Annotated in this window: 15 protein-coding genes, 4 tRNA genes and 1 riboswitch; of the genes, 3 read left to right on the forward strand and 16 right to left on the reverse strand. The window is 60.2% G+C overall.

Annotation, left to right across the window (positions count from 1 at the left end):
- The first annotated feature begins 73 nt into the window (after nucleotides 1–73).
- Nucleotides 74–400, forward strand: a complete 327-nt coding sequence (locus tag JN524_RS05770) for an Arc family DNA-binding protein (protein ID WP_003178899.1) — start codon at nucleotides 74–76, stop codon at nucleotides 398–400.
- Nucleotides 401–569: 169 nt separating this feature from the next.
- Here JN524_RS05770 and mgtE read toward each other — a convergent pair whose 3' ends face one another.
- Nucleotides 570–2,012, reverse strand: coding sequence for a magnesium transporter (gene mgtE, locus JN524_RS05775; RefSeq protein WP_007963078.1), 1,443 nt, complete (start codon nucleotides 2,010–2,012; stop codon nucleotides 570–572).
- Nucleotides 2,013–2,333: 321 nt separating this feature from the next.
- On the opposite strand from mgtE, the gene JN524_RS05780 reads away from it, so the two are divergent.
- The gene (locus JN524_RS05780) at nucleotides 2,334–2,852 is read left to right on the forward strand and encodes a cell envelope protein SmpA (protein ID WP_202368784.1); all 519 of its coding nucleotides are present in this window, start codon (nucleotides 2,334–2,336) and stop codon (nucleotides 2,850–2,852) included.
- 18 nt (nucleotides 2,853–2,870) lie between these two features.
- Here the strand turns inward: JN524_RS05780 and JN524_RS05785 are convergent.
- The 8 genes from JN524_RS05785 to ltaE form a co-directional block, all read right to left on the reverse strand.
- Nucleotides 2,871–2,947: transfer RNA gene (locus JN524_RS05785), tRNA-Arg, on the reverse strand.
- A gap of 72 nt (nucleotides 2,948–3,019) precedes the next feature.
- A tRNA-Arg gene (locus JN524_RS05790) sits at nucleotides 3,020–3,096 on the reverse strand.
- A gap of 71 nt (nucleotides 3,097–3,167) precedes the next feature.
- Nucleotides 3,168–3,244: transfer RNA gene (locus JN524_RS05795), tRNA-Arg, on the reverse strand.
- A 107-nt stretch (nucleotides 3,245–3,351) separates the two neighbouring features.
- Nucleotides 3,352–3,442, reverse strand: a tRNA-Ser gene (locus JN524_RS05800).
- 62 nt (nucleotides 3,443–3,504) lie between these two features.
- Complete coding sequence (csrA, locus tag JN524_RS05805; RefSeq protein WP_002554426.1) at nucleotides 3,505–3,693, reverse strand: carbon storage regulator CsrA; 189 nt, start codon at nucleotides 3,691–3,693, stop codon at nucleotides 3,505–3,507.
- 187 nt (nucleotides 3,694–3,880) lie between these two features.
- Nucleotides 3,881–5,122: an aspartate kinase gene (locus JN524_RS05810; protein ID WP_025112914.1), complete on the reverse strand. Its 1,242-nt coding sequence runs from the start codon at nucleotides 5,120–5,122 to the stop codon at nucleotides 3,881–3,883.
- Between the two features lie 90 nt (nucleotides 5,123–5,212).
- The gene (gene alaS / locus JN524_RS05815; protein ID WP_027612645.1) at nucleotides 5,213–7,831 is read right to left on the reverse strand and encodes an alanine--tRNA ligase; all 2,619 of its coding nucleotides are present in this window, start codon (nucleotides 7,829–7,831) and stop codon (nucleotides 5,213–5,215) included.
- 146 nt (nucleotides 7,832–7,977) lie between these two features.
- Nucleotides 7,978–8,982: a low-specificity L-threonine aldolase gene (gene ltaE, locus JN524_RS05820; RefSeq protein ID WP_202368785.1), complete on the reverse strand. Its 1,005-nt coding sequence runs from the start codon at nucleotides 8,980–8,982 to the stop codon at nucleotides 7,978–7,980.
- A 197-nt stretch (nucleotides 8,983–9,179) separates the two neighbouring features.
- Nucleotides 9,180–9,351: riboswitch (FMN riboswitch) on the forward strand.
- Between the two features lie 101 nt (nucleotides 9,352–9,452).
- On the opposite strand from ltaE, the gene JN524_RS05825 reads away from it, so the two are divergent.
- Nucleotides 9,453–9,962, forward strand: a complete 510-nt coding sequence (locus tag JN524_RS05825; protein ID WP_047295837.1) for a 6,7-dimethyl-8-ribityllumazine synthase — start codon at nucleotides 9,453–9,455, stop codon at nucleotides 9,960–9,962.
- Between the two features lie 112 nt (nucleotides 9,963–10,074).
- Here the strand turns inward: JN524_RS05825 and astE are convergent, their stop codons facing one another.
- The 7 genes from astE to JN524_RS05860 all read right to left on the reverse strand — a co-directional run bounded on the left by astE (nucleotide 10,075) and on the right by JN524_RS05860 (nucleotide 17,974).
- Nucleotides 10,075–11,085, reverse strand: a complete 1,011-nt coding sequence (gene astE / locus JN524_RS05830; RefSeq protein ID WP_202368786.1) for a succinylglutamate desuccinylase — start codon at nucleotides 11,083–11,085, stop codon at nucleotides 10,075–10,077.
- Nucleotides 11,086–11,097: 12 nt separating this feature from the next.
- On the reverse strand, nucleotides 11,098–11,385 hold the full coding sequence (locus JN524_RS05835; protein ID WP_096795018.1) for a topoisomerase II: 288 nt from the start codon (nucleotides 11,383–11,385) through the stop codon (nucleotides 11,098–11,100).
- Between the two features lie 57 nt (nucleotides 11,386–11,442).
- A complete protein-coding gene (gene astB / locus JN524_RS05840; protein WP_103368966.1) occupies nucleotides 11,443–12,789 on the reverse strand; it encodes an N-succinylarginine dihydrolase in 1,347 nt (448 codons plus the stop codon).
- 162 nt (nucleotides 12,790–12,951) lie between these two features.
- Nucleotides 12,952–14,421 (reverse strand): succinylglutamate-semialdehyde dehydrogenase, encoded by a 1,470-nt coding sequence (astD, locus tag JN524_RS05845; protein ID WP_202369029.1) that lies wholly within the window; start codon nucleotides 14,419–14,421, stop codon nucleotides 12,952–12,954.
- Nucleotides 14,418–15,443: an arginine N-succinyltransferase gene (astA, locus tag JN524_RS05850; protein WP_003227276.1), complete on the reverse strand. Its 1,026-nt coding sequence runs from the start codon at nucleotides 15,441–15,443 to the stop codon at nucleotides 14,418–14,420. Before astA ends, astD begins: the two co-directional genes overlap by 4 nt.
- 51 nt (nucleotides 15,444–15,494) lie before the next feature.
- A complete protein-coding gene (gene aruF, locus JN524_RS05855; protein ID WP_025112905.1) occupies nucleotides 15,495–16,514 on the reverse strand; it encodes an arginine/ornithine succinyltransferase subunit alpha in 1,020 nt (339 codons plus the stop codon).
- 239 nt (nucleotides 16,515–16,753) lie between these two features.
- Nucleotides 16,754–17,974: an aspartate aminotransferase family protein gene (locus JN524_RS05860; RefSeq protein ID WP_097085830.1), complete on the reverse strand. Its 1,221-nt coding sequence runs from the start codon at nucleotides 17,972–17,974 to the stop codon at nucleotides 16,754–16,756.
- Nucleotides 17,975–18,059 lie beyond the last annotated feature (85 nt).

Raw genomic sequence — 18,059 nt, forward strand, 5'->3', positions numbered from 1 at the left:
GCGGATGCTTGTCCTATCACACATCCTGCGGCCAATCCCGAGAACCGCTCCCCTGAACTAACCGGTTAAATATATGCGCCCATTGAAACAGGCAATTTATTCCAGCCGTACGGCTGACAAGTTCGTCGTACGTCTGCCAGACGGGATGCGTGAACGCATTGCCGAGGTGGCTCGCAATCATCATCGCAGCATGAACTCCGAAATCATTGCGCGCCTTGAGCAGAGTCTTATTCAGGAAGGCGCACTGGGCGAAGAGCTGAGCATGCGCCTGGACAGCCCGGAGCTTTCGCTGCACGAGCGTGAGCTGCTGCAACGCTTCCGTCAGCTGTCGCACCGTCAACAGAACGCCCTGGTGTCGCTGATCGCTCACGACGCCGAAATGGCCGCAGACGCGTCCTGAGCCACACCGAACATCTCAAGCCAGCTTAAGTGCTGGCTTTTTTTTGCCCGGATTTTAATAACGACAATCCGAGGCAGTCTTTGTAGCGAGCGGATTTATCCCCTCACTACAGATAAATACACAGGCATAAAAAAGCCCGCCAATTGGCGGGCTTTTGCATTGCAGAGAATCAGAGCAGGAAGATCGTCGCCAACCCCAGGAAGATGAAGAAGCCACCGCTGTCGGTCATGGCCGTGATCATCACACTGGCGCCCATCGCCGGGTCGCGACCCATTTTGGCCAGCGTCATCGGGATCAACACTCCCATCAGCGCCGCGAGCAGCAGGTTGAGGGTCATCGCCGCCGTCATCACCACACCCAGCGACCAACTGCCGTAAAGCAGATAGGCGACCACACCGATCACCCCGCCCCAGACCAGACCGTTGATCAACGCTACCGCCAGCTCCTTGCGCATCAAACGCGAGGTGTTGCCGGTGCTGACCTGGTCGAGCGCCATGGCACGCACGATCATGGTGATCGTCTGGTTACCGGAGTTGCCGCCGATACCCGCCACGATCGGCATCAGCGCCGCCAGCGCCACCAGCTTCTCGATCGAGCCTTCGAACAGACCGATCACCCGCGACGCGACAAAGGCAGTGATCAGGTTGATTGCCAGCCACGCCCAACGGTTGCGCAGGGATTTCCAGACGGAGGCGAAGATGTCTTCCTCTTCACGCAGACCCGCCATGTTGAGGACTTCGCTTTCACTCTCTTCACGAATCAGGTCGACCATTTCGTCGATGGTCAGACGGCCGATCAGCTTGCCGTTCTTGTCGACCACCGGGGCCGAGATCAAGTCGTAACGCTCGAACGCCTGAGCCGCGTCATAGGCGTCTTCGTCCGGATGAAAACTCACCGGATCGCTGGCCATGACTTCAGCAACCTGTTTCTCCGGGTCGTTGACCAGCAGACGCTTGATCGGCAGTACGCCCTTGAGCACGCCGTCGTAATCGACCACGAACAGTTTGTCGGTGTGGCCCGGCAGCTCTTTGAGCCGACGCAGGTAACGCAGAACCACTTCGAGGCTGACGTCCTCACGGATGGTCACCATCTCGAAGTCCATCAGCGCACCGACCTGCTCCTCGTCATAGGACAGGGCCGAACGCACGCGCTCGCGTTGTTGCTGGTCGAGCGTCTCCATCAGCTCATGGACAACGTCTCGCGGCAGCTCGGAGGCCAGGTCAGCAAGTTCGTCGGCGTCCATGTCCTTGGCCGCAGCCAGGAGCTCGTGATCGTCCATGTCGGCGATCAGCGTTTCCCGAACGGAATCGGATACTTCGAGAAGAATGTCGCCGTCGCGATCAGCCTTGACCAGTTGCCAGAGCGTCAGACGGTCGTCCAGCGGCAAGGCTTCAAGAATGTAGGCAACGTCGGCGGAGTGCAGATCATCGAGTTTGCGTTGCAGTTCGACGAGATTTTGCCGGTGAACCAGGTTCTCGACCCGGTCGTGATGCGCGCCTTCCTGGCGATGAGTCAGGTCTTCGACGACCTTCTGGCGCTGCAGCAGCTCAACGACCTGAGCCAGGCGATCCTGCAGGCTTTCCTGGGTTTTCTTTACTTCGATTTCGGACATAGGCGAACTCCACTCCCAGCAGCGGGGCACGCCGGAAGGATCAATCAGTCAATTCATGATTGGTGAAACGGGCTACTAAGTAACTACTGGGTAAGTCCATGGAGGTTTTCCATAAGCCCCGGCGGGGCTGACGGGCGCAATGATACACCGCCTGACGGTTTTAAACGTTAAAAAATCGCGGTCGAAACAAGTGCTTGCGCGACAAAGTTGAGCGCTGTCCTGACCCGTGCAGATGCGACGACTCATCTTGAAAAGAAAACACACCGGCGTTGAAAAATGTAGCGACTACCCTTGAGCGTAGACCGTCATGGAGGACGTCGAATGCTATCCAGAACATCCCTTTTTGTAGTCGCCAGCCTGCTCTGCCTGCCACCCGCCGGAGCCGCCACCACCCTTCACCGCTGCGAGGCTGTCGACGGCGGCATCACCTTCACGACCCTGAGCTGTGCGAGCGACGAGCAGCTTTCAGAGCAACAGGTTCACCCTTACTCGCCCGGGTCCGTCGTACCGATCATGCCGGAACACAACCACGAGGAAATATCCGGTATGACAATCAGGGGACGTGAACCGGGCATCGTTGGCCGCCTGGAGGATAAATGTGGAAACCTGATCGATGCCAGGCAGCGCCGCGCAGCGATCATCAATCAACGAGTGATTGCCGGCATGAGCCAACAGGATGTCGAAAGCGCGCTCGGCAAACCGGACAAGGTGAACATTCGGACGTCGACAACGAGCTATCGCTATGACCTGAAACGAGGCCGCAGTGCTCAAGTCGATTTTGACGAGAAGGGATGTGTAAAAGGAAAAGCCAAATCGCAGACAACAAAAAGCCCGCGTTAAACGCGGGCTTCTTGAATATGGTGCACTCGACAGGATTCGAACCTGTGACCGCTCGGTTCGTAGCCGAGTACTCTATCCAGCTGAGCTACGAGTGCATTTTGTGTTTTTAGACCAGATCACAACTGGTTGAAGCCGAGTTGCCTGTATTGCTACAAACGACTCTTAAATGGTGCACTCGACAGGATTCGAACCTGTGACCGCTCGGTTCGTAGCCGAGTACTCTATCCAGCTGAGCTACGAGTGCATTTGTGTTTTTAAACCAGACCACAACTGGCTGAAACCGAGTTCTTTATATCGCTATAAACAACTCTTAAATGGTGCACTCGACAGGATTCGAACCTGTGACCGCTCGGTTCGTAGCCGAGTACTCTATCCAGCTGAGCTACGAGTGCATTTGTTGCGCCGCATTATAGCCCGTCTAATCTCTATTCCAACCACTTTTTCTAATAAATTCAACAACTTACAGAAAAAGCCAGATTACAACGTACTAAGCAAATAATGGCGGAGAACGGGGGATTCGAACCCCCGACACCCTTTTGAGGTGTACTCCCTTAGCAGGGGAGCGCCTTCGGCCACTCGGCCAGCTCTCCGCAACACGGGGCGTATATTAACCACCTTCTTCCCCGTTTGCAAACATAAAAATCGATAAAAATTAATGGCTTGGTTCTTCGTCCTTCTCTTTCTTTATACGCAGGTAAATTTCCTCACGGTGCACGGCAACCTCTTTCGGGGCGTTGACGCCGATACGCACTTGATTTCCTTTGACGCCGAGCACGGTCACGGTGATTTCGCCATCACCGATAATCAGGCTTTCTGCGCACCGACGAGTCAGAATCAGCATACCTTTCTCCTCACGCATTTCATTTCAGGGACAACAGTCTGCAAAAAAAAGGCACCCGACCTACAACCGGAGCGATCGTAGCCCTACATGCCTGAGTATTGACCAGCGCGAGCAAAAGAACAGTTCAGGGGCTCGCGCCATTCAAAAATAAAGGGCGCGGTCAGACCGCGCCCTTCAGGTGACCGGATTACTCGCCCTGACGGGCCGGAGCGTCCAGTTCGAAAGCCGTGTGCAGGGCGCGCACGGCCAGCTCCAGATACTTCTCTTCGATCACCACGGAAACCTTGATTTCCGACGTCGAGATCATCTGGATGTTGATGCTTTCCTTGGCCAGGGATTCGAACATGCGGCTGGCCACGCCTGCGTGGGAACGCATGCCGACGCCGACGATCGAGACCTTGGCAATCTTCGTGTCGCCCACCACTTCCCGGGCACCGATCTCGCGAGCGGTGTTTTCCAGCACGGTCTGTGCTGCCTGGTAGTCGTTGCGGTGCACGGTGAAGGTGAAGTCGGTGGTGTTATCGTGCGCAACGTTCTGCACGATCATGTCGACTTCGATGTTCGCGGCACTGATCGGGCCGAGAATCTTGAACGCCACGCCCGGGGTGTCTGGCACGCCACGGATGGTCAGCTTGGCTTCATCGCGGTTGAAAGCGATGCCGGAAATGATCGGCTGTTCCATGGTTTCCTCTTCATCAATAGTAATGAGGGTGCCCGGACCCTCCTTGAAGCTGTGCAGTACGCGCAGCGGAACGTTGTACTTGCCGGCGAATTCCACCGCACGGATCTGCAGCACCTTGGAACCGAGGCTGGCCATTTCCAGCATCTCTTCGAAGGTGATCTTGTCCAGACGCTGAGCGACCGGCACCACACGCGGGTCAGTGGTGTAGACACCATCGACGTCGGTGTAGATCTGGCACTCGTCAGCCTTCAATGCAGCCGCCAGTGCCACGCCTGTGGTGTCGGAACCGCCACGGCCGAGGGTGGTAATGTTGCCGTGCTCGTCGACGCCCTGGAAACCGGCGACAACCACCACGCGACCTGCTTTCAGATCACCGCGAATCTTCTGGTCATCAATCTGCAAGATACGCGCTTTATTGTGCGCACTGTCCGTCAGGATCCGCACCTGATTACCGGTGTACGACACCGCCGGCACACCACGCTTGATCAGCGCCATGGCCAGCAGGGCAATCGTCACCTGCTCACCGGTGGAAACGATCACGTCCAGTTCACGCGGAACCGGTTGCACGTCGCCACTGATTTGCTTGGCCAGATCGATCAGACGGTTGGTTTCGCCGCTCATTGCAGACAGCACAACCACCAGGTCATCGCCGGCATCGCGGAATTTCTTAACCTTGTCGGCGACCTGCTCGATTCTCTCGACAGTGCCGACCGAGGTGCCTCCAAATTTCTGTACGATCAAAGCCATTTCAAAGCCGCCTCTGCCCATGAAGGGCGCCCAATAATCACTCGAACAGCCGCCGGGCCCGCCACTAGACTGCGGGCCAGACGGGCCGTCTTATAAACCCTGCTCGACGAATGGAACGGTCAGCGCCAGCGCGCCATCCAGTGCGCCGGCGTCGACACCGCCGCCCTGCGCCATGTCCGGACGACCACCGCCCTTCCCGCCCACTGCCGCAGCAGCCTGTTTCATCAAATCACCGGCTTTGAGTTGGCCAGTCAGGTCTTTGGTTACGCCTGCAACCAGTACGACCTTTTCCTCATGGACACTGCCGAGCAGGATCACTGCGCGGCCGAGTTTGTTTTTCAGCTGATCGACCAGCGCCAGCAGCGCCTTGCCATCCTGACCATCCAGACGTGCGGCCAGAACCTTCACGCCCTTGACGTCGACTGCCGAGTTCGACAGATCGTCGCCCGCGGCGCTGGCAGCCTTGGCCTGCAACTGCTCGAGTTGCTTTTCCAGCGCGCGGTTGCGCTCCAGCACGGCCGACAGCTTGTCGATCAGATTGTCGCGGCTGCCCTTGACCAGGTTGGCCGCTTCCTTGAGTTGTTCTTCTGCAGCGTTCAAGTAGGCCAGTGCCGCAGCACCGGTGACTGCCTCGATACGACGCACACCCGATGCCACACCGCCTTCGCTGATGATTTTCAGCAGGCCGATGTCGCCGGTACGGTTGGCGTGGATACCGCCACACAGCTCGACGGAGAAATCGCCGCCCATGCTCAGCACGCGCACGTTGTCGCCGTACTTCTCGCCGAACAGCGCCATCGCGCCTTTCTGCTTGGCGGTCTCGATGTCGGTTTCTTCGGTTTCAACCGCGGAGTTCTTGCGGATCTCGGCGTTGACGATGTCTTCCAGCGCTTTGATCTGCTCAGGCTTGATCGCTTCAAAGTGGCTGAAGTCGAAGCGCAGACGCTGGCTATCCACCAACGAACCCTTCTGCTGAACGTGCTCGCCCAACACCTGACGCAATGCAGCGTGCAGCAAGTGGGTGGCCGAGTGGTTCAGCGAGGTCGCGTGACGCACTTCGGCATCGACGTGGGTTTCCACTGGCGCGCCAATGGTCAGGCTGCCGGAATCCAGCACGCCGTGGTGCAGGAAGGCGCCGCCGGTCTTGGTGGTGTCACGGACGTCGAAACGCGCGTTGCCCGCCTGGAGGAAACCGCAGTCGCCGATCTGACCGCCGGATTCAGCGTAGAACGGCGTCTGGTTCAGCACGATTACCGCCTCTTCGCCTTCACTCAAGACGTCGACCGACTGACCATCTTTATAGATAGCGACGATTTTTGCCGAACCGCTGGTGTCTTTGTAACCGGTGAACTCGGTGGCCACATCAACCTTGACCAGGGTGTTGTAGTCCAGACCGAACGAGCTGGCCGAACGCGCACGAACACGCTGGGCTTCCATTTCACGCTCGAAGCCGACTTCGTCCACAGTCAGGCCGCGCTCGCGAGCGATGTCGGCCGTCAGGTCCATCGGGAAACCGTAGGTGTCGTAGAGTTTGAACACTACGTCGCCCGGCACCACGGTGCCTTTGAGTTCCAGCAGATCCTGCTCGAGGATCTTCAGGCCGTGCTCCAGGGTCTTGGAGAACTGCTCTTCTTCGGCCTTGAGTACGCGCTCGATGTTGCTCTGCTGCTTCTTCAGTTCCGGGAAGGCTTCACCCATCTCGGCGACCAGCGCAGCGACGATCTTGTAGAAGAAGCTGCCGGTAGCGCCCAGCTTGTTGCCGTGACGGCAGGCGCGACGAATGATCCGGCGCAGCACGTAGCCGCGACCTTCGTTGGACGGCAGCACGCCGTCGGCGATCAGGAAACCGCAGGAACGGATGTGGTCGGACACCACTTTCAGCGACGACTGGTCGCCATTTTCGCAGCCGATCGCTTCAGCCGAGGCTTTGAGCAGGTTCTTGAACAGGTCGATGTCGTAGTTGGAATTGACGTGCTGCATCACCGCACTGATCCGCTCCAGGCCCATGCCGGTGTCGACCGACGGCGCTGGCAACGGATGCAACACGCCATCGGCGGTGCGGTTGAACTGCATGAACACGTTGTTCCAGATCTCGATGTAACGGTCGCCGTCTTCTTCCGGCGAACCCGGTGGGCCGCCCCAGATGTGGTCGCCGTGATCGTAGAAAATCTCGGTGCATGGGCCGCACGGGCCGGTATCGCCCATGGTCCAGAAGTTGTCGGAGGCGTAAGGCGCACCTTTGTTGTCGCCGATGCGGATCATGCGCTCGACCGGCACGCCGATTTCTTTGGTCCAGATGTCATACGCTTCGTCGTCGGAGGCGTAGACGGTGACCCAGAGTTTTTCCTTCGGCAGTTTCAGAACGCCGGTCAGGAAGGTCCAGGCGAAGGTAATCGCGTCGTGCTTGAAATAGTCACCGAAGCTGAAGTTACCGAGCATTTCGAAGAAGGTGTGGTGACGAGCGGTATAACCGACGTTTTCCAGGTCACTGTTCTTGCCACCGGCACGCACGCACTTCTGGCTGCTGGTTGCGCGGGTGTACGCGCGCTTTTCCTGGCCCAGGAAGCAGTCCTTGAACTGGTTCATCCCCGCGTTGGTGAACAGCAGGGTTGGGTCGTTGCCCGGAATCAAAGAGCTGGAGGCTACACGGGTGTGGCCTTGCTCTTCGAAGAAGCGAAGGAAGGCTTCACGGATTTCTGCGCTTTTCATTAGGTTCTTCCACGGAGGCTGCGGCCAAAGGCCTGTACGAAACGTCAACAGACGAAACGACGGCAAAGGGCCGCATTATATCGGCCCTTCGCGCGGGGTACAGCGTGTTTATACGATAGTAACGGTCAATTGGACGGCTAACGCTGTCACTTGCGCGAAAACTCGACGAATGTCGCGATCACTTGCTCGATTTGCGAGCGACTGACGTCCATGTGCGTGACCATGCGCAAGCGCGCCGCGGCGCTCAACTTGATCCCGCGTTCGGCGGCAAACGCCTTGAGCGCTTCAGCCTGATCGCCCATTTGCACGTAAACCATGTTGGTCTGCACCGGCTCGACGCTGAACCCGGCCTCGCGCAAGCCTTCGGCCAAAAACAGGGCGTTGGCATGGTCATCCGCCAGGCGCTCAACGTGGTGATCCAGCGCATACAGCCCCGCCGCTGCCAGCAACCCGGCCTGACGCATGCCGCCGCCGACCATTTTGCGCAGGCGGCGGGCCTTGCCGATCAGTCGCTCAGTGCCACATAGCACCGAACCGACCGGCGCGCCGAGGCCTTTGGACAGGCACACCGACACCGAATCAAAGTGCTGAGTGATTTCCCGTGCATCGACGCCCAGCTTGACCGCGGCGTTGTAAAGGCGTGCGCCATCGAGGTGCAGTTGCAAGCCTTTATCCTGAGTGAAGCGGCGGGCGCGGGCCAGATACTCCAGCGACAACACTTTGCCCTGCATGGTGTTTTCCAGCGCCAGCAGACGGGTACGGGCGAAATGGAAGTCATCCGGTTTGATCGCTGCCGCGACCTGATCCAGATCCAGCGAACCGTCGGCCTGCACTTCCAGCGGCTGCGGCTGGATCGAGCCGAGTACCGCCGCGCCACCCCCTTCGTACTTATAAGTGTGCGCCTGCTGGCCGACGATGTATTCGTCGCCACGTTCGCAGTGCGCCATCAGGCCCAGCAGATTGCTCATGGTGCCGGTCGGCACGAACAGCGCGGCGGCGAACCCCAGGCGTTTTGCCAGTTCCGCCTCCAGACGATTGACCGTCGGATCTTCGCCGTACACATCGTCACCAGTGGCCGCCGCCGTCATCGCGTCGAGCATGGCAGGAGTCGGTTGGGTGACGGTGTCGCTGCGAAGATCGATAACGCTCATGAACCTGGCCTCTGGTCAGCAGGGGAATCCCTTTTCGAAGGTGGATTACTGCGGTCATGGCGCCGATTAATCAACCCTTGGCGCAAGAATTCTCACCACGAGCGTTCAAAAAAACCGATAGCAATCATCACAAAGGCGCAATGCACCGCTTGCCGATCTGTGATAAAAACGCTGCGCCGTCCGAGAAAGGGCGGCAAAAACGTTCTCAGGGCGGGGTGCAATTCCCCACCGGCGGTAATTGCGCGCAATGCGCATAGCCCGCGAGCGCTTGGCGACGAACACGGCAAAGGCTGTGATCGGCGACAAGGTCAGCAGACCCGGTGTGATTCCGGGGCCGACGGTCATAGTCCGGATGAAGAGAGAACGGGATTGACGCCAAAGGGCCGCCCGCGCGCTTGTGTGCTCGTGCGTACCCTTGAATCCCTTTCAATTCATAACGCCCTGTTTTTCACACAAACAGGAGTCAGAACATGCAACCCACCGCTATCGACAGCAAAAGCAAACACCCTCACGGCGAGCGCGTTGCGTTCATCCAGGCCTGCTGGCACAAGGAAATCGTCGACCAGAGCCGTAAAGGCTTCGTCGCCGAAATGCTGGCCCAGGGTTATCAGGAATCGGACATCGATTTCTTCGAAGTCGGCGGCGCCTTTGAAATGCCCCTGCACGCCAAGTTGCTGGCCAAAACCGGCCGTTATGCCGGCATCGTCGCGGCGGCTCTGGTCGTGGACGGCGGCATCTACCGTCACGAGTTCGTTGCCCAGTCAGTGGTCAGCGGCCTGATGCAGGTGCAACTGGAAACCGAAGTGCCAGTGTTCTCGGTGTCCCTGACCCCGCATCACTTCCATGCCGGTGAAGAACATCAGAAGTTCTTCTTCGAGCACTTCGTGCACAAGGGTCAGGAAGCGGCGCGGACTTGCGCGGATACGCTGCAGAAGGTTCGTGCGTTGCGTCGCAGTGAGCCGCGTGCTGTAGCGGTCTGACCACAACGCTCCCCTGTAGGAGCTGTCGAGTGAAACGAGGCTGCGATCTGTTGATCTTCTAAAAACAAGATCAAAAGATCGCAGCCTTCGGCAGCTCCTACAGGGATTTTTGTCAGGCGAGGTTTTCGTCGGTGGCCGGTACGATCAGGATGCCCGCGCGCAAGCCGTTCTTGACCTTGGGATTAGGGAAGATGATCCGCGCGCCCTCTTCCTCGATGACCCAGCGGGTATTGGCCAGATCTTCGGCCAGCACATAACCCACATCCAATTCAGAAAAGTTTTCGATGTCCGCTGGCAGGTTCAGGCGGAACGCATCGCTGTGCTTGATGATTTCCCGGGCGACGCTGAACAGCTGCAAACCATCCAGTCCCTCTGCTGCCAGATCCGGCTCATTGCCTTCGATGATCTGCTTCAGACGAGTTTCCAGACGTGAAACATCCACCCCTTCGTTCTGCCCGAACGGCCGCGCCTTGCCCAGTTCCAGGGTGAAAGCCTCGGCACCGAGTTTGTCGTAGGTGTACGAGCTGAAAACGATCGACGGCTTGTTCTGCAGCAGCACCGCTTCCATCCCGGCGGCACGCAGGCGCGCCAGTTCGCGGCGCGAATGCTGGCGACCGTCTTTCCACGGGTACAGCGCGAACTGCTCGATCTTCGAACCACGAATCGCGGTGTGCAGGTCGTAGTGCAGACGCTGACGATCCGGCAAGCTGAAGAAGCTCGCCGCCAGCCGTTCCAGCTCGCAGGCGCGGATGGCTTCCGAACCGCTGGTTTGTTCATGCCGGCCGTTGAACAGCCGATTGACGTCCTGCTCGACGAAGCGCTCGCCCTTGCGGATCGCTTCCGGGTTGCCGAACAGGAACAGAATGCGTGCACGCGGCTTCAGATCGCCGCGAGCGATGTCATGCAGCAGCCGATCGAGCAACTCGATCGGCGCTGTTTCATTGCCGTGGATACCTGCCGACAGCAGCAGGTCCAGACCATTGTCACGCGCTTCGGGTGGCCGGACTTCCAGCGCACCCTCGCTCAACCAGCGCATGCGCACGCCTTCGACAGTCAGTTGAGTCTTCTCCGCCGGTTCGCGGCCGGCGAGGGTCAGTTCAAGCAGTTTGCCGAGGGCGAGCATAGAGCGGTTTCCTTAGTGATCGTGGTTGCAATCCGGGCCGTGCACGTGGTCTTCGTCACCGACTTCAGCCGGCTCCATTTCCAGTTGCAGACTTACCAGATTAGTTGCCAATGGGCGCAGCAGCAGGTTGGCGTACTCGGCATCACCTTCTTCGACGTCCACGCCGATCAGCAGCTGGCCACGGCCGTCCTGCTGGATCCACAGCTCTTTGCCTTGCCACATGACCGCGACGCGGGTGCACGAGGTTTGCAGTTGCGTGCCGTCGGTGTCTTCAAGGATCAGCTGCAGGGAATCGCTCATGTTTTTACTCTCTTGGGGAGACAAGCCGCGCGTCGCGTTCAGACGACGCGCCGGCCATCAATTGATCTGGAATGGATAAACCGCGCCCAGTTTAAGGATTTGCGTCAGTTCATCCAGTGCCGTCCGGCATTCAAGCAGCAACTGCGGGTCCGCCAGATCGGTTTCGCTCAGGCGGTCGCGGTAGTGCTTTTCAACCCATGCGGTCAACGAACCGTACAACGGGGCCGTCATGATAACCCCTGGGTTGACGGCCGCCAGCTCGGTTTCGTTGAGCGCGACGCGCAGTCGCAGGCACGCCGGGCCACCGCCGTTCTGCATGCTCTGCTTGAGGTCGAAGACTTTGACTTCGCGGATCAGCCCGCCGGAGCTGGTCAGACCTTGCAGGTAGTTCCACACGCGCTCGTTGCCACGGCATTCTTCCGGCACGATCAGCAGCATCGAGCCATCAGGACGCGACAGCAACTGGCTGTTGAACAGGTAGGAGCGCACCGCATCGTCCACGGTGACCGCCGAACGCGGCACGCAGACCGACTGGAACTTGCCGCCGACCTTGGCCAGTTTGCCCTGCAACTCGGCCAGCATCTGCTCGGTGTCGAGGAACGCGTCCTCGTGATAGAACAGCACCTCGCCGTTACCCACCGCGATCACGTCGTTGTGGAATACGCCCTGGTCGATCACCGCCGGGTTCTGCTGCGCGTAAACCACGCCTTCGTCACGCAGACCGTGCAGACGCGCTACCGCTTGCGAGGCTTCCAGAGTCTGGCGCGCCGGGTACTTCTGCGGCGCTGGGTAGCGAGTGTCGAAGGCACTGCGACCGAACACGAAGAACTCGACACCGGCCTCGCCGTACTCACGGCAGAAACGCGTGTGGTTGGCCGCGCCTTCGTCACCGAACTGCGCCACCGCCGGCAACGCGGCGTGATGGGCGAAGTGCTGCTGATCGGCGAACATCGCACCGAGCACGCGGCTGGTGGTCGGGTGTTCGATGCTGCGGTGGTATTTGCAGTTGAGGTTGGCGGCGGTGAAATGCACGCGACCGTCAGCGGTGTCGGCACTCGGGCTGACAGTGGCGGCGTTGGCCACCCACATGCTCGATGCCGAACAACTGGCGACCAGCAACGGCATGGCTTCTTTCGCTGCACGCTCGATCACTTGCGCGTCGCTGCCACTGAAACCCAGACGGCGCAGAGCGGCCACGTCCGGACGCTCCTGCGGCGCCAGCACGCCTTGCTGAAAGCCCATTTCCATCAGCGCTTTCATTTTCGCCAGACCTTGCAGCGCCGCTTCCTTCGGGTTCGAGGATTGCTGGCTGTTGCTCTGGGACGCAACGTTGCCGTAGGACAGACCACCGTAGTTATGGGTCGGCCCCACTAGACCGTCAAAATTGACTTCATAGGATTTCATCAGCGAGGCTCCACGAGAATCTGTTGTTATAGGCTTCAGTAACTATTCTTTGAGACCGCGGCGCGGCCATCGCTGGCAAGCCAGCTCCCACAGTGATCGCGTCGGACACAAAATGTGTGAACGCCTGCGATCCTGTGGGAGCTGGCTTGCCAGCGATAGGCATCACACCATTTTGATGCCAGGCGTCAGGGCCGCAGGCAACACCAGGCTCGACGTTTCCAGCGAGGCCACCGGGTACGCGCAGTAATCCGCCGCGTAGTAAGCGCTGGCGCGATGGTTGCCCGAAGCCCCGACGCCGCCGAACGGCGCGCTGCTCGCCGCACCGGTCAGTTGTTTGTTCCAGTTGACGATGCCGGCGCGGCTTTCCAGCCAGAACTGCTGATAACGCGCTTCGGAATCCGACAGCAAACCAGCCGCCAGGCCATAAGCGGTGTCGTTGGCCTCAGCGATCGCCGCAGCGAAATCGGCGTAGCGAATCACCTGCAGCAACGGGCCGAACAGTTCTTCGTCTGGACGCTCAGCCACGGCGGTCACATCCAGAATGCCCGGAGTCAGCAAGGCCGACTGCGCCTGTGGCTGAGTCATCGCCAGCAGCGACACCGCGCCATTGGCCAGCAGGTGTTGCTGGGCATCCATCAGCGCTTTCGCCGCGCCAAGGGAAATCACCGAGCCCATGAACGGCGCCGGCTGCTGATCGAACGCACCGACTTCGATGGTCGCGCTGACTTCCACCAGACGCTTGAGCAGGCTGTCGCCCCACGCGCCTTGCGGCACCAGCAACCGGCGCGCACACGTGCAGCGCTGACCGGCGGAGATGAACGCCGACTGAATGATCGTGTACACCGCCGCGTCCAGATCAGCCACCTGATCGACCACCAGCGGGTTGTTGCCGCCCATTTCCAGCGCAAGAATCTTGTCCGGACGCCCGGCGAACTGCTGGTGCAGGTGATTGCCGGTACGGCTCGAACCGGTGAAGAACAGACCGTCGATGCCCGGGTTCGCCGCCAGCGCGATGCCGGTTTCGCGAGCACCTTGCAGCAGGTTCAATACGCCGGCCGGCAGACCGGCTTCGATCCAGCACTTGACCGTCAGCTCGGCGACTTTCGGCGTCAGCTCGCTTGGCTTGAACAGCACGCTGTTACCGGCCAGCAGCGCCGGCACGATGTGCCCGTTCGGCAAATGACCCGGGAAGTTGTAAGGACCAAACACCGCCACCACACCGTGTGGCTTGTGGCGCAGCACGGCGGTGGCGTCGCCCAGCGGGCCGCTCTTCTCGCCGGTGCGTTCGCGGTAGCTCTGCACCGAGATCGCGATCTTGTTGACCATGCTGGTGACTTCGGTCGCGGCCTCCCACAGGGGCTTGCCGGTTTCCTCACCGATGGTGCGGGCCAGTTCGTCGCTGTGGTTTTTCAGTGCCGCAGCGAAAGCTTCGAGCACGCTGATACGCTCGTCCAGCGAGCGCCGCGCCCAGCCCGGGAAAGCCTGACGCGCAGCCTGCACGGCGGACTCGACCTGAGCGGCGGTAGCACCCTCCCCCGACCACAGTACTTGCTGGGTCACCGGGTTCAGTGATTGAAAAGCTTCGCCCTGACCGGCCAGCCATTCACCTGCGATGTATAGCGAATTCATTATTTCGACTCCCGAGCAGCAGACAACGCCACGGCGCGCACTTGATCGCCAGCGTTGAGTTGAAGACGTTTGGCGGTCTGCGGATCGACCACTAGCGTGCCGGCGGCCAGGCGGGCCGGCGCAGCCGTGATGCGGCAGTCTTCGCGCTTGCGGTTATGGATGATGAACGGCGTGGCGTCATCGCCCGGCGTACCAATCGCCAGCACCAGCGCTTCGCTGTCGCGGACTGCGCGGATCTTGCTGGTTTCGCACTCGATGGCCGGGCCGGCGTCGAAGATGTCGACGTAGCCCTGATAGCTGAAACCTTCGCTCTTGAGCATCGCCAGCGCAGGCTCCGTGTCCGGGTGTACCTGACCGATGACGTTGCGCGCATCCGGCGACAGGAAGCAGGTGTACAGCGGGAACTTCGGCATCAGTTCGGCGATGAACGCTTTGTTGCCGACCCCGGTCAGGTAATCAGCCTGGCTGAATTCCATCTTGAAGAAGTGCCGACCCAGGCTTTCCCAGAACGGCGAACGACCGGCTTCGTCGGAGACGCCGCGCATCTCGGCGATGATCTTGTTGCCGAACAGTTCCGGGAACTCGGCGATGAACAGCATGCGCGCCTTGGACAGCATGCGGCCGTTCAGGCCGGTGCGGTAATCGGCGTGCAGGAACAGCGAGCACAGCTCGGAGTTGCCAGTCAGGTCGTTGGCGAGGAACAGCGTCGGAATCTCGCGATAGATGTTCAGTTCTTGCGAGGCGCTGACGGTCAGGCCGACGCGGAAGTTGTACCACGGCTCACGCAGACCGACCGCGCCGGCGATGGCGGAAATCCCCACCACGCGACCGTTGTCGTCTTCGAGCACGAACAGGTAGTCCGCGTCGCCACGGCCGGCTTCGCCGCGAAAGGTCTTCTCGGCCCAGCCGACCCGGTGGGTCAGGCGCTCTTCGTTGGCCGGCAACGTGGTCAGGCCGGTGCCGGTGCTGCGGGCCAGGTCGATCAGCGCGGATAAATCGCTGCTGCGTACGGGACGAACAATCATGCTATCTCCTCAAACGGGCCGCCTTCGCCACCCGTGAAACTCGCTAAGGCGTTAAACCGCCACCAGGCGCACGCTGGCACCTTCACCGACGCCCAGGGCTTCGGCTGCTTCCAGATCCAGGGTCACCGGTTTGCCCGGCGCGTAATCCAGTTCCAGCAGCACCGCGCGGTAATCCTGCAACTGCGCGTTGGCCACCAGATACTGGCGCCCGGCGCCTTTGACCGGCTCGCCGATCTTCACCGGCACTACACGGCTCTGGGCGATCGAACGGATCCCCGAAACACGCGCATGCAGGGTCGGGCCACCGTCGAAAATGTCGATGTAGTGATCGGTCTCGAAGCCTTCGCGCATCAGGATGTCGAAAGTGATCTGCGCACGCGGGTGCACCTGGCCCATCGCTTCTTGAGCGGAATCCGGCAGCAGCGGCACGTAGATCGGGTAATGCGGCATCAGTTCGGCGAGGAACGTGCGGCTCTTCAGGCCACACAGGCGTTCGGCCTCGGCGTAGTTGAGGTCGAAGAAGTTGCGCCCGATCGCGTCCCAGAATGGCGAGTCACCGTTTTCGTCGCTGTAGCCGACGATCTCGGTCACCACCGAATCAGCGAAACGCTCCGGGTGGCTGGCGACGAACAGCAGGCGACCACGGGAGTTGAGCTCGGCCCACGGCGACCCCACCAGCTCACGCTGCACGTAGAAACTGGTCAGCAAGCTGTTGCCGGTCAGGTCGTGGCATTGCGAGAGCACGTGGATCTTGTTGTGGATCTTCAGCTCGCGGGAGGCGTGGACGAAGGTCTCGTTGCGGAAGCTGTAGAACGGCTCCGAATAACCGGCCGAAGCAACGATGGCCGAGCAGCCGACCAGTTTGCCGGTGGCGGTGTCTTCGAGGACGAAGAAGTAGCTCTCTTCACCGTTGAAGCTCACTTCGGCGGCGAACGAGGCTTCGCTCGCAGCGATCTTGTCGCTCAGACGTTCCACGTCATCCGGCAAGGAAGTGACACCAATCGGACTGTCCGCAGCCAGACGCTGTACCTCGCCCAGATCAGCCATTTGCGCAGGGCGCATCACCAGCATGGTGTCACTCCTTTTCTCTTATAAAAATCACAGAAAAAACACCGGACATTGTGGGAGCGGGCCCTGTGGTGAGGGGATTTATCCCCGATGGGTTGCGCAGCAGCCCCAAGATTTTGGGGGCCGCTTCGCTGCCCATCGGGGATAAATCCCCTCACCACAAAGGCTCACTCCTACAGTGGATCGGGTCCGGCATTAAAATTTTGATCGACGCCTGAAGTAGTCAGGCGTCGAAGGGTCTATCAGGCTTGCGTCAGTGCTGCTGCGGCGCGTTCGAAGCGGTCCAGACCGGCGTCGATATCGGCGTCTTCCACCACCAGGCTCGGGGCGAAACGGATCACGTCCGGGCCGGCCTGCAGAATCATCAGGCCTTCTTTTTCAGCGGCGTTGAAGATGTCTTTGGCCTTGCCCTTCCAGGCATCGCTCAGCACACAACCGATCAACAGACCGAGGCCACGCACCTGAGTGAACAGGCCGTACTTCTCGCCGATCTGCTGCAGGCGGGTCTTGAATTTGTCGTGCTTGGCGTTGACGCCGCTCAGCACCTCAGGGGTGTTGATCACGTCGATCACTGCCTCGGCAACGGCGCACGCCAGCGGGTTGCCGCCGTAGGTGGTGCCGTGGGTGCCGACGACCAGATGTTTGGCCAGCGCTTCAGTGGTCAGCATCGCGGCGATCGGGAAACCACCGCCCAGGCTCTTGGCGCTGGTCAGGATGTCCGGAGTCACGCCGTAATGCTGGTAGGCAAACAGGTGACCGGTACGGCCCATGCCGGTCTGCACTTCGTCGAACACCAACAGCGCGTTGTGCGCGTCGCACAGTTCGCGGGCACCTTGCAGGTAAGCCAGCTCGGCCGGCAGCACGCCGCCCTCGCCCTGGATCGGTTCCAGCACGACCGCACAGGTCTTGTCGGACACCGCCGCTTTAAGCGCGGCCAGATCGTTGTAAGGGACGTGAGTGATGCCGGTGATTTTCGGACCGAAACCGTCGGAGTACTTCGACTGGCCACCGACGTTGACGGTGAACAGGGTACGACCGTGGAAGCTGTTGAGCGCGGCGATGATCTCGTACTTCTCGCTGCCGAAACGGTCGAACGCCACGCGACGGGCCAGCTTGAACGCGGCCTCGTTGGCTTCGGCGCCGGAGTTGCAGAAGAACACGCGCTCGGCGAACGTGGCGTCGATCAGCTTGTGCGCCAGGCGCAGGGCCGGCTCATTGGTGAACACGTTAGACACGTGCCACAGCTTGTTCGCTTGCTCGGTCAAGGCACCGACCAGCGCCGGATGCGCGTGGCCCAATACGTTTACGGCAATCCCGCCGGCGAAGTCGATCAGCTCGCGACCGCTCTGGTCCCAGACGCGGGAACCGGCGCCACGCACCGGAATGAAAGCGGCAGGCGCGTAGTTGGGAACCATTACCTGGTCGAAATCGGCGCGTTGTACCGCAGCGTGCTCAACGGACATCGGAGTCTCCTGAAGAGGAACACCCGCCTGAAACTGGCGAGCGATGGGGGGATTGTAAGGACAGTTTTCAGCCCGGCCTTGCCGC

Origin of the sequence: Pseudomonas sp. MWU318, assembly GCF_016756945.1 — a bacterium.
In the GTDB taxonomy this organism is placed as follows: Bacteria; Pseudomonadota; Gammaproteobacteria; order Pseudomonadales; family Pseudomonadaceae; genus Aquipseudomonas; species Aquipseudomonas putida_A.